Below are 13,025 nucleotides of genomic sequence, written 5' to 3' on the forward strand. Positions count from 1 at the left end.
TCACGCCCCCGCGGGGAGCCCGTCCGTCCGCAGAGCCCTCGCCAGGTACGCGGCGGTACGGCTCCCCGCGGCACGGGCGACCTCCCGCGGGGTGCCGGTGGCGACGATCCTGCCGCCCCGGTCCCCGCCCCCGGGCCCCAGATCGATCACATGGTCCGCGCCGGCCACCACCGTCATGTCGTGCTCCACGACGACCACGCTGTTCCCGGAGTCCACCAGACCGTGCAACTGCCGCATCAGCACCTCCACATCGGCGGGATGCAGCCCGGTCGTCGGCTCGTCCAGCAGGTAGAGCGTGTGCCCCCGCCGGGCGCGCTGCAGCTCTGAGGCGAGCTTGATGCGCTGGGCCTCACCGCCCGAAAGCTCCGTCGCCGGCTGACCGAGCCGCAGATAGCCGAGTCCCACGTCGAGCAACGCCCGCAGGCTGCGCTCGGCCGCCGGAGTGCCGGCGAGGAATCCCGCAGCCGCCTCCACCGTCAGGTCGAGCACCCCGGCGATGGTCAGACCGTGCAGGGTGACCTCCAGCGTCCGCGGGTTGTAGCGCGCGCCGTGACAGTCCGGGCAGGGGGCGTAGGTGCTCGGCAGGAACAGCAGCTCGACGGAGACGAACCCCTCGCCCTGGCAGGTCTCGCACCGGCCTCCGGCCACGTTGAAGGAGAACCTGCCCGCCCGGTAGCCCCGGGACCTGGCCGTCTCCGTACCCGCGAAGAGTCTGCGGACGACGTCGAAGAGCCCGGTGTACGTGGCGAGGTTGGACCTGGGCGTGCGGCCGATGGGCTTCTGGTCGACCTGGACGAGCCGGTCCACCGCGTCCAGGCCCTCAGCCGACGCGCACCCCTGTGCCCCGGCGGGCGTCCCGGAGGCTTCGGTCCGCTCCGCCGCCTCCGCGGGCCGCCGGTCGGCGAGCACGCCCGCCAGGACCTGCCCCACGAGCGTCGACTTGCCCGACCCGGAGACCCCGGTGACCGCGGTCAGGACGCCGAGCGGGAACACGGCGTCGACGTCGCGCACGTTGTTGAGGTCCACCCCGCGCAGGGTGATGCTTCCGGACGGAGTACGCGGCTCCCGTACCGGCGCGGGGTCCTCGCCGAAGAGGAACCGCCGCGTCGCGGACTCGGCGATCCCGGCGAGGTCCGCCGGGGGGCCGCTGTGCAGCACCCGGCCACCGTGCTCGCCGGCCTGCGGGCCCACGTCCACCAGCCAGTCGGCCTGGCGCACCACGTCCATCTGGTGCTCCACCACGAACACCGAGTTCCCCGCCTCCCTGAGCCGGCCGAGTACGCCGAGCAGCGCCTCCGTATCGGCGGGATGGAGGCCCGCCGACGGCTCGTCCAGGACGTAGACGACGCCGAAGAGGCCCGAACGGAGCTGTGTGGCGAGCCGCAGCCGCTGCAACTCGCCCGAGGACAGGGTGGGTGCCGTGCGGTCGAGGCTGAGGTAGCCGAGGCCGAGTTCCGTGACGGGCCCGATCCGGGCCAGCAGGTCGGCGGTCAGCAGCCGGGCCGTGTCGTTGGCCCCGCCCTCGGCGAGCAGCACCTCGGTGAGGGCGGTGAGGGGGAGGGCGAAGAGGTCCGCGATGGTCCGGCCCGCGAACGTCACCGCCAGGGCCTCGGGGCGCAGCCGGCCGCCCTCGCACACGGGGCAGCGCGTGCTCGTCAGGAAGCGCTCGGCCCTCGCACGCAGGGTGCGGCTCCTCGAGTCCGCGAACGTGTGCATCACATAGCGCCGGGCGCTCATGTAGGTGCCCTGGTAAGGGCGTTGGATCCGGTCCGCGTCGCGTACCGGATGGACCGTCACCACAGGCTGCTCGTCGGTGAAGAGGATCCATTCGCGGGCGTCCGGCTCCAGCTCCCGCCACGGCCGGTCGATGTCGTGTCCGAGGGCGTCCAGTACATCGCGCAGGTTCTTGCCCTGCCAGGCACCCGGCCAGGCGGCGACTGCCCCTTCCCGGATGGACAACGAAGGATCGGGAACGAGGAGTTGTTCAGTGGTCCGGTGGATCCTTCCCAGCCCGTGGCATTCGGGGCACGCTCCGGCGGCGGTGTTCGGGGAGAAGGCGTCGGAGTCCAGCCGTCCGGCTCCCCGCGGATAGTCGCCCGCGCGCGAGAACAGCATGCGCAGCGAGTTGGAGAGCGTGGTGACCGTACCCACCGAGGAACGCGAGCCCGGCGCGGACCGGCGCTGTTCCAGGGACACCGCCGGCGGCAGCCCGGTGATCTCGCCGACGTCCGGAGCCCCGACCTGGTGGATCAGCCGACGCGCGTACGGGGCGACCGACTCGAAGTAGCGGCGCTGTGCCTCCGCGTAGATCGTCCCGAACGCCAAGGAGGACTTCCCCGAGCCCGACACGCCCGTGAAGACCACCAGCGTGTCCCGCGGGATGTCGACGTCCACGTCACGGAGGTTGTGCTCGCGCGCGCCGCGCACGCGGACGTACGGGTCATGGGGGGTGGACATCGGCGGCACGGCTCCGTTCGCTCGACAGCCGGGGTACGGCTCCGGCCGTGATCCTTTCGCACGCGCGTACCCGCCCGCACGCCCGTGCCCGCGCGCGGACGCCTGCGCGCGGGCCCGCCGAACCGGGGCCCGGGCCGGCGCCGGGCGCGGAGCGTTGGCCCCGCGCCCGGCGCCGAGGGGAAACACCGCGGTGAGCGGATGCCCCCGCTACACCATCGGGTCCATCCCGCGGTCGGTCATGGCGCTCTCCTGCTCGCTCTGCTCCCGCAGGCGGCGGGCCTTGTCCTGGAGCCGCTGCCGCTGTTCCGGATCGGTGGCACGGTCCGCGGCTTCGTTGAGCTCCTGCGCCTTGGCCCGCAGCTGCCGGACGCGGCCACCGGACTCTCCTGCACTGCTCATGATCACTCCTGGATCTGTGGGGGAGCGGACAGCATCAGAGAAGCAGCGCCCGCCCCCGTATGCATCTCGAACGGCCACGTTCCGCGACCGGCGCGCGGGGAATGGCCCGCACCGCTGCCCCGTTCGGAGAAGCGAGGCGCCTCCACCGAACGGGCCGAGGAGATCGCGGCCCGTACCGTCAACAAGGAGCGGGCCCGCTCCGGTGAGTCCCGCACCGCGAGCCGGGCGTCCCTCCGGGACCCCAAGTCGGCCTCCGAGCGCGGGGGGCAGCGCTCGCACAGCGGAGCACAGGGGCCCACCAGGGACCAGCTGTACGAGGAGGCCAGGAAGCGGGGGGTCGAGGGCCGCTCCTCCATGAACAAGGAGCAGCTGCGCAAGGCCCTCGGACGCTGAGTCAGGAGTCGACCGCAGCGAGTTCCCTGCCGATCACGTCGAGGAAGTCGTGCAGATCGTCCGGATCGCGCGAGGTGATGAGGACCCAGCCGCCGGTCTCGTCCCGGACGACGGGTTCGTCGACCCAACTGCCGCCCGCGTTGCGGATGTCCGTCCGGAGCGAGGCGTACGACGTGAGGGTCTTGCCCTTGAGCACGTCCGATTCGACGAGCGCCCAGGGTCCGTGGCAGATGGCCGCCACGGGCCGGCCGGTCGTGGTGAACGACCGGACGATCTCCGTGGTGGCGTCCTGCAGTCTGAGCGTGTCGGCGTTGAGGGTTCCGCCGGGCACGAGCAGCAGGTCGTAGCCGGCCGGGTCCGCGTCGGCCAGGGTGAACGAGGGGCGGACGGTCTCTCCCGGATCCTTGTCCCCCACGAGCGTCCGGATGGGGTCCGTGGAGACCGCGGCGACGTCCACGGTCGCCCCCGCTTCCCGCAACCGCCTCACAGGCAGGACGAGTTCGTCCTGCTCGACGCCGTAGTTGGCCACGATAGCCAGCACGCGGCGCCCGTCGAGGTCCTGGTCCGTCATCCTCTCTCCTTCCGTCGTCCTTCCCGGTGGCTCCTGCGTCTGCCCCGGCCCCGCGTCCCACCGCCCGCACGTGAAGACCCCCGGCGAAAGGGGGCCTTCGGGTGCGGGCGGTGGGCGACGCCGAGTCCGTGCGGGCCGCCGGCGATCCGGGACGGCCGGGCCGGGGCCGTTCCTCAGCTGTCGCCGTCGAGCCGGAAGCCGACCTTGAGGCCCACCTGGTAGTGGGCGATACGGCCGTTCTCGATGTGTCCGCGTACCTGCGTCATCTCGAACCAGTCGAGATTGTGCAAAGTTTCGGAGGCGCGTGCGACGCCGTTACGGATCGCCGCGTCCAGGCCCTCCTCGGAGGTTCCTACGATCTCGGTGACCCGGTAGGTGTGATTGGACATCAATTGTCTCCTTTCCTGCCTCCACGGTGCCTCACTCCGTGTCCGCGCGCGAGGTGTCCGCATCCCGGCTCGCCCTCGGCCGGGGCTTGACCGGGCCATTGGTACATACCAAACTCCGACCCACACACCCGTGCGAGCGCCGCCCGCAGTCCCCCCATCCGGGTCCTGTCGAGCTGTCGTGCCGTCTCGCAGAAGGTGACCACCGTGAAGATCCGCAAGCTGGCCGGAGCCGTCGCGCTCGTATCCTCCGTGGCGCTGAGTGGCTGCGGTCACCTCCCCGGCTCGGACGCCGGTGGCAGCAAGGTGACCGTGTGGCTGATGAAGGGCAGCGCCTCCGAGGAGTTCCTCGACGGCTTCAAGGACTCCTACGAAGCGCAGCACCCGTCTGTCGAACTGGAGTTCGTGCTCCAGGAGTGGGGCGGCATCGGCCCCAAAGTCCTGAAGGCGCTCGACGGCGACGACGCTCCCGACGTCATCGAGGTCGGCAACACGCAGGTCGCGCAGTACGCGGAGACCGGCGAGCTGCGCGACCTCACCCTGGAGTCGATGCGTGACCTGGGGGGCGAGGACTGGCTGCCGGGACTCGCCGAGCCGGGCAAGGTCGGCGGTGGACAGTACGGAATCCCCTGGTACGCGGCGAACCGTGTCGTGATCTACAACAAGGAACTCTTCGCGCAGGCGGGGATAACGGACCTTCCCGAGACCCGTGAGGAGTGGCTGGACGTCAGCGAGAAGCTGGACACCGCGACCGAGCAGGGCGTCTACCTCGCGGGACAGAACTGGTACGTCCTCGCCGGCTTCATCTGGGACGAGGGCGGAGAGCTGGCCGACGACGGCGGCGGTGACTGGCAGGGCGCCCTCGACTCGCCCGCCGCCCTGCGGGGCATGGACTTCTACAAGCGGCTCCAGGCCTACGGTGACGGGCCGAAGGACGCCGACGAACAGACGCCCCCGGAAACCGACGTGTTCGCGGAGGGGGACGTGGCACAGATCGTCTCCGTGCCCGGCAGCGCCGCCCTCATCGAACAGCGGAACCCGGACCTCAAGGGCAAGCTCGGCTATTTCCCGATCCCCGGGAAGACCGCCGAGAAGCCGGGTGCCGTCTTCACGGGAGGCTCCGACCTCATCGTTCCGGACGGCGCCGACCAGCGGGGCGAGGGCATCGAGGTCGTCAAGGCGCTCGCCGGCGAGAAGTGGCAGACGGAGCTCGCCCGCGCCATGAGCTACGTGCCCAACAAGGCCTCGCTCGCCCGGGCCGTCGCCGGACAGGAGGGGACCTCCGCCATGGCCGAGGGCGCCACCCAGGGCCGTGCCACACCCAATTCGCCCTACTGGGCGGCAGTGGAGGCGGACAATCCGATCAAGCCGTACATGACGGCGGTGCTGCAGGGCGGCGACCCGGCCGAAGAGGCCAAGAGGGCGTCGGACCGCATCACCTCCCAACTGATCAGCGGCTGACCGCAGGGCCTGTGCGGAGGGCGACCCGGGGATTCAGCCGTCGCACATCCCGGATCCCCGCAGCGGTCACGTCGAATCCAGCCGGTCGCGGAAGAAGTAGGGGGCCGGGCCGTCGCACCACCCGCCAGGGCCCGGCAACCGCCCTCGCCGATCCGTCCCCGGAGACCGCCATGACCGTGCTGCCCCTCTCCACGCCCGCGACCCTCCCCGACGCCGCACCCCTGTCCGCCCCTCCCGCCGTCGTCCCCGCTCCCCGGCGGGCCGCCCCCACCGGCACCTCCTCCGGATACAGCGTCGGTCTGGCCGCCGGCCCGGAGGACGTACGGGCCGCACAGCGCCTGCGCCACCTGGTGTTCGCCGGGGAGCTCGGCGCCCGCCTCGACAGTCCCGAACCCGGCCTGGACGCCGACGCCTTCGACGCGCACTGCGACCACCTGCTCGTGCGGGAGAACGCCACGGGGGACGTCGTCGCCACCTACCGGCTGCTGCCCCCCGAGGGAGCCCGGCGGGCCGGCGGCCTCTACGCGGAGGGCGAGTTCGACCTCGGAAGGCTCCGGCCGATCCGTGACGACCTCGTCGAGGTGGGCAGGTCCTGCGTCCACCCCGCCCACCGGGACGGTGCCGTCATCGCCCTCATCTGGGCCGGACTCGCCCGCTACATGGAGCGCACCGGCCACAACTGGCTGGCGGGCTGCTGCTCCGTCCCCCTCGCGGACGGTGGCGCGCTCGCCGCCAGGAGCTGGGACACGGTGCGGACCCACAACCTGGCGCCCGAGGACTACTGGGTCACGCCCCACCGCCTCTGGGACACCTCCGGCCACCCCGGTGGCGGGCCCGCCGGGCGGGCGGCACTCCCGCCGCTGCTGCGCGGCTACCTCCGCCTCGGCGCCTGGGTCTGCGGCGCACCCGCGCACGACCCCGACTTCGGCGTCGCGGACCTGTACGTCCTGCTCTCCATGCGCCGCACCGACCCCCGCTACCTGCGCCACTTCCTCTCACTGGCCCCGCTGCGATGAGCGCCTGGCTGCCCGTCGCGCCCTGCACCCCGGGGGACTGCGCGTATCACGAGGACGCCGTACGGCCGCCCCTCGCCGCCGCCGCCCTGCTGGCCGCCGGTTGCGCCGTCACCCTCCTCGGCGCGCTCTGCGCACCCGCCGCACTACTCCTGCGCCAGGCGCACCGCGACCGGCTGATCCGCGGGTGGGCGCGCGCGGTGGTGCGGGCCTTCGGCGTACGCCTGCGCGTCACCGGGGCTGCTGTTCCTTCCGCGCGGCCTTCGGCCGGGGAGCTCGTGGTCGCCAACCACGTGTCCTGGCTGGACGTCCCGCTGCTCGCCGCCGTGCTCCCCGCACGGATGCTGGCCAAGAGCGAGATACGGTCCTGGCCGGTCCTGGGGGCGGTCGCCGCGCTCGCCGGCACGCTGTTCATCGAGCGGGACCGGCTGCGCGCCCTGCCCGACACCGTGCGCACGCTCGCCGGAGCCCTGGGCGCCGGATCGCGGGTGGCGGTGTTCCCGCAGGGCAGCACCTGGTGCGGCCGCGGCGCCGGAGGCCGGTTCCGGCCCGCGGCCTTCCAGGCGGCGCTCGACGCGGGCGCCGTCGTCCGTCCCGTCCGGATCGGCTACCGGACCCCGCGGTCGGACGCGGCGGGGGCCGTCGCGTTCGTCGGGGACGACCCGCTCGCCGCCTCCCTGTGGCGGGTGGTGTCCGCCGCCGGGCTCACCGCCGAGATCCACGTCCTGCCGCAGGTCTCCGCGGTCGGCGAGCCCGACCGGCGGGCACTGGCGCGCAGGGCTCAGTCCGCGGTCGCCAACGAGAGCGCGAACCTGCCGCCCTCGTCCGTCCACCACTGATCCAGCCGCATGCCGGCGGCCGCCAGCTCGGCGCGGACCCCCTCCTCGCGGAACTTCGCCGAGACCTCCGTGCGCAGTTCCTCGCCCTCCTCGAACTGCACCACCAGGTCCAGGTCCCGGATCTTCACCGTCAGCGCCCTGCGCGCACGCAGCCGCATCTCGATCCACTCGCGTTCCGCGTTCCACAGGGCGACATGGGTGAAGTCGTCGGGCGGGAAGTCCGCACCGAGCTCGCGGTTGACCACCGTCAGGACGTTCTTGTTGAACGCGGCCGTCACCCCGGCCGCGTCGTCGTAGGCCGTCACCAGGGTCGCCTCGTCCTTGACCAGGTCCGTGCCGAGCAGCAGGCCGTCACCCGGTGCCAGCCGCTCCCGCACGGAGCGCAGGAACACGGCGCGCTCGCCGGGCAGCAGATTGCCGAGCGTTCCCCCCAGGAACACCACCAGCCGGGGACCGGGGGTGTCGGGCAGGTCGATGGCATGGGTGAAGTCGGCGACGAGCGCGTGCACGGAGAGGCCGGGGCGCTCGGCCAGCAGCGCCTCGGCCGCGCCGGCGAGGGCGCTCTCGCTCACGTCGACCGGTACGTAGGTGTGGAGTCCGGGCAGTGCGTCCAGGAGGTGCCTGGTCTTCTCCGACGAGCCCGAGCCCAGTTCGACCAGTGTGCGGGCCCCGGAGGCGGCGGCGATCTCTCCGGCGCGGGCGATCAGGATCTCGCGTTCACAACGCGTCGGGTAGTACTCGGCCAGCCGGGTGATCTCCTCGAACAGGTCGCTGCCGTGCGCGTCGTAGAACCACTTGGGGGGCAGCGTCTTCGGGTGCGCGGTCAGACCACTGCGCACGTCGGCGCGCAGCGCCGCGTCCGTCGCGTCCGCCGGCAGGGTGCGGGTCAGCAGGAAGGGACTCACGCAGAGGGCTCCTTGAGCGGGGTCGTGAGGACGTCGGTACGGGTCGCGGCCAGCAGTGTGCGGTCCGGAACCTCACGCCAGTGGGGATCGTCGTCGTACGGCTCGGAGGCCACCACCGTGCGGTGGCCAGGGTCGTGCAGATACCAGAGTGAGTCGCCCCACGCGGTCCCCACGACGGTGGAACCGTCGGTGACCAGCAGATTGAGGCGTGAGCCGGGGGCGGCGGCCGCGACATCGAGAACGGTGTCGGCGACCGCCCGCCCTATCTCGTCACCCTGGGACGTCCGGTGCAGCACCAGTGCCCAGAGCAGTGCCGAGTCGCTCCGCGCGGCCAGCGACAGCAGCCGCTCGGGCGGCAGGGCGGCGGCCAGCGGCGCCAGTGAGCCGGGCCACCCCAGGACGGCGCCGTTGTGGCTGAACAGCAGGCGGCCCTCGGCGAAGGGCGCAGCGGCCGCCTCGCCGTCGGCGCCGGCGAACGTCGCGTCACGCACGGCGGCGAGCAGCGCGGTGCTGCGCACCACGCGGGCGAGATCGGCGAACGTCTCGTCGCCCCAGACGGGCCCGGCGCGCCGGTAGCGGCCGGGGACGGGGTCCTCCTCCGCGTACCAGCCGACTCCGAAGCCGTCGGCGTTCACCGTCCCGGACCGCTGGCGCCGAGGCTCCCACGACTGGCGCACCAGCCCGTGCGAGGGCGCGACGAGTACCTCGCCCAGAAGCACCGAGGGTCCCAGGTAAGCGATATGGCGGCACATCAGACATCCCTCGCGGTCCGGAAACCGGAGAAGATCTGACGTCGCACGGGAAGGTCCCAGTTGCGGAACGTGCCACGGACGGCGACCGGGTCCACGGCGAACGAGCCCCCGCGCAGCACCTTGTGCCCGGGGCCGAAGAACACCTCGGAGTACTCGCGGTACGGGAACGCCACGAAGCCGGGGTAGGGCAGGAAGTCGCTCGACGTCCACTCCCACACGTCACCGATCAGCTGGCCGGCACCCGCCGGGGACCGGCCGGCCGGGTACGCTCCCGCAGGGGCGGGCCGCAGGTGGCGCTGGCCCAGGTTGGCACGCTCGGCGGTCGGGTCGTCGTCGCCCCAGGGGTAGCGCAGCGAACGGCCCGAGGCGGGGTCGTGACGGGCGGCCTTCTCCCACTCCGGCTCGGTCGGCAGCCGCCTGCCGGCCCAGCGGGCGTAGGCGTCCGCCTCGTACCAGCTGACATGGAGCACCGGCTCGTCCGCGGGCACCGGCTCGGTGACCCCGAAGCGCCTGCGCAGCCACTGGCCCGCGTCACGGTGCCAGAACAGGGGCGCTCCCAGGTCGTGTTCGCGGACCATGTCCCAGCCCTCGGGAGCCCACCAGCGGGCGTCCGTGTAGCCGCCGTCCTCGATGAACCGCTGATAGGCGCCGCAGGTGACCGGGGCGGTGTCGATGTGGAACGCCGCCACCTCGCGCCGGTGGGCGGGCCTCTCGTTGTCCAGGGCCCACGGCTCGGTCGAGGTGCCCATGGTGAACGGGCCTCCCGGGACGAGGACCTCGGGCGGCAGGGAGACCGCGTCGGTGGGGGCCGGGGGCTCCGGCGCGCCGAGCACCGCGGGCCCCGTACGCAGCTGATGGGTGATCAGCATCGTCTCGTCGTGTTGCTGTTCGTGCTGGGCGACCATGCCGAAGGCGAAGCCGGCCTGTTCGAGGGGGCGGCCCCCGCCGTGCAGCGGCGCACCGCCGAGGATGTCCAGGGCCCGGCCGCGCACGTCGGCGGCGTAGGTCCGGGCCTCGGCGGGTGCGAGGAGGGGCAGCGAAGGGCGGCTGGCGCGGGAGTGCTCGAAGGCGTCGTACAGACCGTCGATCTCCGGGCGCAGGGCCTCCCGGCCTCCCACGGCCCGCAGCAGCCACAGCTCCTCCTGGTTGCCGATGTGGGCCAGGTCCCAGACCAGCGGTGACATCAGCGGGGAGTGCTGTGCGGTCAGCTCGTCGTCGTCGACGCTGTCGGTGAGCAGGGCGGTGCGCTCGCGGGCCGTGAGAAGGGCTGCCAGGGCGCGCTCGCGCAGTATCTCCGCGTCGTGCTCCCGGCCGGTGGACGGAGCGGGGGTGTCGGTCATCGGACCAGGCCCTTTCCGTGAGGTGCGTGTGAGGGGTCGGCCAGATCGTCGGCCGGACAGCGGCCGCGGGCCGTGTAGCGGTCGTCGAAGGCCGCCACCGTGTCGATGACGTGGGCGTCGGCGCCCATCCGCGGCAGCGCCTCCAGCGCCGTCGCGAAGCACGCTGCTGCGGCCGCGGCGAGTTCCGGGTCGCTCAGGCCGTCGCGGGCCGCTGCGGTCCAGAGCGGATTGCGGGGCGCCGCAGCGGGGCCCGCCGTCTCGGCCAGCGGCTTCACGGTCCGGTACACGGTCTCCGCCGCCTCCGGGTCGTCGAACAGCGCGGTGGTGACGGCCAGCGGCACGAGCCATCCGTCGGTGCCGGACTGGGCGTCGATCATGCGGAGCTCCAGGTGCCCACGCGGGCGCACCGGCGGGAACAGGGTCGTGAGGTGGTAGTCGAGGTCGGCCCGGACCGGGGGCCGGGGGCCGCCGCCCCGGATCCACTCCCGGAACGTCAGCCCGACCGGTACGCCCCACGGGGCGCCGTCCTCCCGGATGCACATCACGGGCGTGTCGAGCGCGTGCGCGGTCCAGGCGTGGCGCGGCCCGAGGCGGCTCCGCGGTGCCAGCGACCTGTCCGGGTCGAGATCCGCCCACAGGGCCTGCCGCGTCGAGCGCCAGCCGCTGCGCCGGCCCTCCCGGAAGGGCGAATTGGCGAAGGCCGCCACCAGCACGGCACCCAGCAGGTGCGCGAGCTGCCAGCGCCGCCCGTAGCCGAGAGGGCCCGGCTCCTCCTCGCCGGCGTCCAGGCAGACCTGGACGGACGCGGAGGTGCACATCATCGCCCTGCCGGACGGCCCCGACCGGTCGAGGGCCGCTTCCATGGCCGCATAGCGGGGTTCCTGGAGCAGACGCCGGGGAGGGTGCCACGGGTCGACCCCGAGACCGGACAGGACCAGTCCGGCGCGGTCCAGGGTGCCGCGTACGGAGGCGAGGTCCGCCGCCGTGGTGACGACACAGTCCATGAGGGAGCCGGCGGGCTGGGAGCTGAGCTCCAGCTGGCCACCCGGTTCGAAGGTCAGAGCCGCGTCCAGCGGCGTGGCGCGCGCAGCGTCGGCGGCGGCGCGGAGGCGCTCGGGTGAAACGGCTGCCTCGGGGTGCTCACGGTCGTGGATGAGCCATTCCAACTCCACACCGACCGTCCGGGGCGGTCCCGTCTTGAAGCATATGCCGCGGAGCAGATCCTCCGCCTCCTCCTCGCCGAGGGGCGTCGCGTCGACGGGCGGACCGTGCTTGCCGAGAGTGTCCGGGGGCATGCTGGGCCTCCTCTGAGGGTGCTTCCTTCCACCCAAACCCTTACCGGGGGTTCGCACAAGGGTGCCCCCGCGCCGTGAAAACCGCTTGCCTCCATGCCGCCACCGCGACCAGCATGCCCCGTATGCACCACACGGGGGCGCGCCCATGAGCGCACGACTGCGCGGCATCGCGCGCGAGACCGAGAACATCGTCCTGGCCGGGCGCTATCGCACGTCCGAGGGCCGCGAGGTGTCCATCGAGCGTGCCCTCGCGGCGGCCCTGTCCGGCACGCGGCTGCACGGCCCGGAGCCCGTGCCCGTGGCCGTGGTGGACACCGACCGCGTCCCGGTCTTCGAGGTGACGGGGGAGACGAGCCTGCAGGCCGCCCGCCGGCTGACGGGCGGGTCCCCGGGCAGGGTCGCCGTGCTGAACTACGCCTCCGCGCGCAACCCGGGCGGCGGCTACCTGAACGGCGCACAGGCCCAGGAGGAGTCCCTGTGCCGCGGCTCCGCGCTCCACGCCACCCTGCTCCGGGCCCCGGAGTACTACGCGCACCACCGGGCGGAACGCAGCGCCTTCTACACCGACCGGGTCATCCACTCGCCCGGGGTGCCCGTCTTCCGCGACGACCGCGGGAGGCTCCTCGACACGCCGTACACCGCCGGTTTCCTCACCTCGCCCGCACCCAACGCCGGAGTCATCCGCCGCCGGGAACCGGAGCTGGCCGCCGGGATACCCGCCGCGCTGGCGCGCCGCGCCGAACGGGTGTTCGAGGTCGCCGTCACGCGTGGCTACCGCCGGCTGGTGCTGGGCGCCTGGGGCTGCGGTGTCTTCATGAACGATCCCGGCGAGGTGGCCGGAGCCTTCCACTCGCTGCTCGCCGACGGAGGACGCTTCGCCGGCCACTTCGAGCAGATCGTCTTCGGGATCCCGGACCGGGACCCGGCTTCCGCGACCCGGGCCGCCTTCACCCGGGTCTTCGCGGGTCAGCTCCAGCCGTAGCGTTCCCGCAGCCGCCCCGCGACCAGGTCGAACCTGTCCCGGTCCAGAGCGCACGCCTCGCGCCGCATCCCGTCCTCGTGCACCCGCAGCACGCGGTCCAGATCCACCCAGGACGGCCGGCCGGAGCTGTCCCAGGGGCCGGCGCCCAGCGCGACCCATTCGTGGTCCCGTTCGTGCTGCTTGCTCGACAACTGCACGGCGAGGAGCGTGCCCCCCGCCTGCTGGAACGTCA

At 73.1% G+C, this 13,025-nt stretch carries 13 protein-coding genes and 1 pseudogene; 5 read left to right on the plus strand and 9 right to left on the minus strand.

Annotation, left to right across the window (positions count from 1 at the left end):
• Together ACFYY2_RS01640 and ACFYY2_RS01645 are read right to left on the minus strand one after the other, a co-directional pair.
• Positions 1-2,457, minus strand: coding sequence for an ABC transporter (locus ACFYY2_RS01640; RefSeq protein WP_388735533.1), 2,457 nt, complete (start codon positions 2,455-2,457; stop codon positions 1-3).
• Positions 2,458-2,664: 207 nt separating this feature from the next.
• Positions 2,665-2,856, minus strand: coding sequence for a DUF6381 family protein (locus tag ACFYY2_RS01645; protein WP_388735535.1), 192 nt, complete (start codon positions 2,854-2,856; stop codon positions 2,665-2,667).
• A gap of 114 nt (positions 2,857-2,970) precedes the next feature.
• Between ACFYY2_RS01645 and ACFYY2_RS01650 the strand changes: the two genes are divergently transcribed.
• Positions 2,971-3,249, plus strand: a complete 279-nt coding sequence (locus ACFYY2_RS01650) for a plasmid stabilization protein (RefSeq protein WP_388736803.1) — start codon at positions 2,971-2,973, stop codon at positions 3,247-3,249.
• Between the two features lies 1 nt (position 3,250).
• On the opposite strand, the gene ACFYY2_RS01655 is transcribed toward ACFYY2_RS01650, so the two are convergent.
• Both ACFYY2_RS01655 and ACFYY2_RS01660 read right to left on the minus strand, forming a co-directional pair.
• Complete coding sequence (locus tag ACFYY2_RS01655; protein ID WP_388735538.1) at positions 3,251-3,820, minus strand: type 1 glutamine amidotransferase domain-containing protein; 570 nt, start codon at positions 3,818-3,820, stop codon at positions 3,251-3,253.
• A gap of 173 nt (positions 3,821-3,993) precedes the next feature.
• Positions 3,994-4,209 carry a dodecin gene (locus tag ACFYY2_RS01660; RefSeq protein WP_388735540.1) on the minus strand — a complete coding sequence of 72 codons (216 nt, stop codon included), beginning with the start codon at positions 4,207-4,209 and terminating at the stop codon, positions 3,994-3,996.
• Positions 4,210-4,413: 204 nt separating this feature from the next.
• Between ACFYY2_RS01660 and ACFYY2_RS01665 the strand changes: the two genes are divergently transcribed.
• The 3 genes from ACFYY2_RS01665 to ACFYY2_RS01675 all read left to right on the plus strand — a co-directional run bounded on the left by ACFYY2_RS01665 (position 4,414) and on the right by ACFYY2_RS01675 (position 7,519).
• Positions 4,414-5,667: an extracellular solute-binding protein gene (locus ACFYY2_RS01665; RefSeq protein WP_388735542.1), complete on the plus strand. Its 1,254-nt coding sequence runs from the start codon at positions 4,414-4,416 to the stop codon at positions 5,665-5,667.
• 170 nt (positions 5,668-5,837) lie between these two features.
• Positions 5,838-6,683, plus strand: coding sequence for a GNAT family N-acetyltransferase (locus ACFYY2_RS01670; protein WP_388735545.1), 846 nt, complete (start codon positions 5,838-5,840; stop codon positions 6,681-6,683).
• Positions 6,680-7,519, plus strand: a complete 840-nt coding sequence (locus ACFYY2_RS01675; RefSeq protein ID WP_388735547.1) for a lysophospholipid acyltransferase family protein — start codon at positions 6,680-6,682, stop codon at positions 7,517-7,519. The genes ACFYY2_RS01670 and ACFYY2_RS01675 overlap by 4 nt, the downstream gene beginning before the upstream one ends.
• Here ACFYY2_RS01675 and egtD read toward each other — a convergent pair.
• Genes egtD through egtA form a run of 4 tightly spaced genes read right to left on the minus strand, consistent with a single transcriptional unit; the run spans position 7,462 to position 11,811 of the window.
• Positions 7,462-8,424, minus strand: coding sequence for an L-histidine N(alpha)-methyltransferase (gene egtD, locus ACFYY2_RS01680; protein WP_388735550.1), 963 nt, complete (start codon positions 8,422-8,424; stop codon positions 7,462-7,464). The genes ACFYY2_RS01675 and egtD overlap by 58 nt on opposite strands.
• On the minus strand, positions 8,421-9,176 hold the full coding sequence (egtC, locus tag ACFYY2_RS01685) for an ergothioneine biosynthesis protein EgtC (protein WP_388735552.1): 756 nt from the start codon (positions 9,174-9,176) through the stop codon (positions 8,421-8,423). Before egtC ends, egtD begins: the two co-directional genes overlap by 4 nt.
• On the minus strand, positions 9,176-10,516 hold the full coding sequence (egtB, locus tag ACFYY2_RS01690; protein ID WP_388735555.1) for an ergothioneine biosynthesis protein EgtB: 1,341 nt from the start codon (positions 10,514-10,516) through the stop codon (positions 9,176-9,178). Before egtB ends, egtC begins: the two co-directional genes overlap by 1 nt.
• Positions 10,513-11,811: an ergothioneine biosynthesis glutamate--cysteine ligase EgtA gene (egtA, locus tag ACFYY2_RS01695; RefSeq protein ID WP_388735557.1), complete on the minus strand. Its 1,299-nt coding sequence runs from the start codon at positions 11,809-11,811 to the stop codon at positions 10,513-10,515. Before egtA ends, egtB begins: the two co-directional genes overlap by 4 nt.
• Before the next feature lie 145 nt (positions 11,812-11,956).
• On the opposite strand from egtA, the gene ACFYY2_RS01700 reads away from it, so the two are divergent.
• Entirely contained in the window at positions 11,957-12,793 is an 837-nt protein-coding gene (locus ACFYY2_RS01700) for a TIGR02452 family protein (protein WP_388735560.1), read from the plus strand.
• Here ACFYY2_RS01700 and ACFYY2_RS01705 read toward each other — a convergent pair.
• Positions 12,778-13,008: pseudogene (locus ACFYY2_RS01705) on the minus strand (type II toxin-antitoxin system PemK/MazF family toxin); the annotation flags it as partial. The gene ACFYY2_RS01700 and the pseudogene ACFYY2_RS01705 overlap by 16 nt on opposite strands.
• Between the last annotated feature and the right edge of the window lie 17 nt (positions 13,009-13,025).

It is taken from the genome of Streptomyces sp. NPDC001822, assembly GCF_042892135.1.
GTDB lineage: Bacteria > Actinomycetota > Actinomycetes > Streptomycetales > Streptomycetaceae > Streptomyces.

Bases quoted from the DNA above. Each gene is read 5' to 3' on its own strand.
- ACFYY2_RS01700 (WP_388735560.1), top strand. From the start codon at position 11,957: ATGAGCGCACGACTGCGCGGCATCGCGCGCGAGACCGAGAACATCGTC.
- ACFYY2_RS01645 (WP_388735535.1), bottom strand. From the start codon at position 2,856: ATGAGCAGTGCAGGAGAGTCCGGTGGCCGCGTCCGGCAGCTGCGGGCC.
- ACFYY2_RS01640 (WP_388735533.1), bottom strand. From the start codon at position 2,457: ATGTCCACCCCCCATGACCCGTACGTCCGCGTGCGCGGCGCGCGCGAG.
- egtC (WP_388735552.1), bottom strand. From the start codon at position 9,176: ATGTGCCGCCATATCGCTTACCTGGGACCCTCGGTGCTTCTGGGCGAG.
- egtB (WP_388735555.1), bottom strand. From the start codon at position 10,516: ATGACCGACACCCCCGCTCCGTCCACCGGCCGGGAGCACGACGCGGAG.
- ACFYY2_RS01660 (WP_388735540.1), bottom strand. From the start codon at position 4,209: ATGTCCAATCACACCTACCGGGTCACCGAGATCGTAGGAACCTCCGAG.
- ACFYY2_RS01655 (WP_388735538.1), bottom strand. From the start codon at position 3,820: ATGACGGACCAGGACCTCGACGGGCGCCGCGTGCTGGCTATCGTGGCC.
- ACFYY2_RS01675 (WP_388735547.1), top strand. From the start codon at position 6,680: ATGAGCGCCTGGCTGCCCGTCGCGCCCTGCACCCCGGGGGACTGCGCG.
- egtA (WP_388735557.1), bottom strand. From the start codon at position 11,811: ATGCCCCCGGACACTCTCGGCAAGCACGGTCCGCCCGTCGACGCGACG.
- ACFYY2_RS01670 (WP_388735545.1), top strand. From the start codon at position 5,838: ATGACCGTGCTGCCCCTCTCCACGCCCGCGACCCTCCCCGACGCCGCA.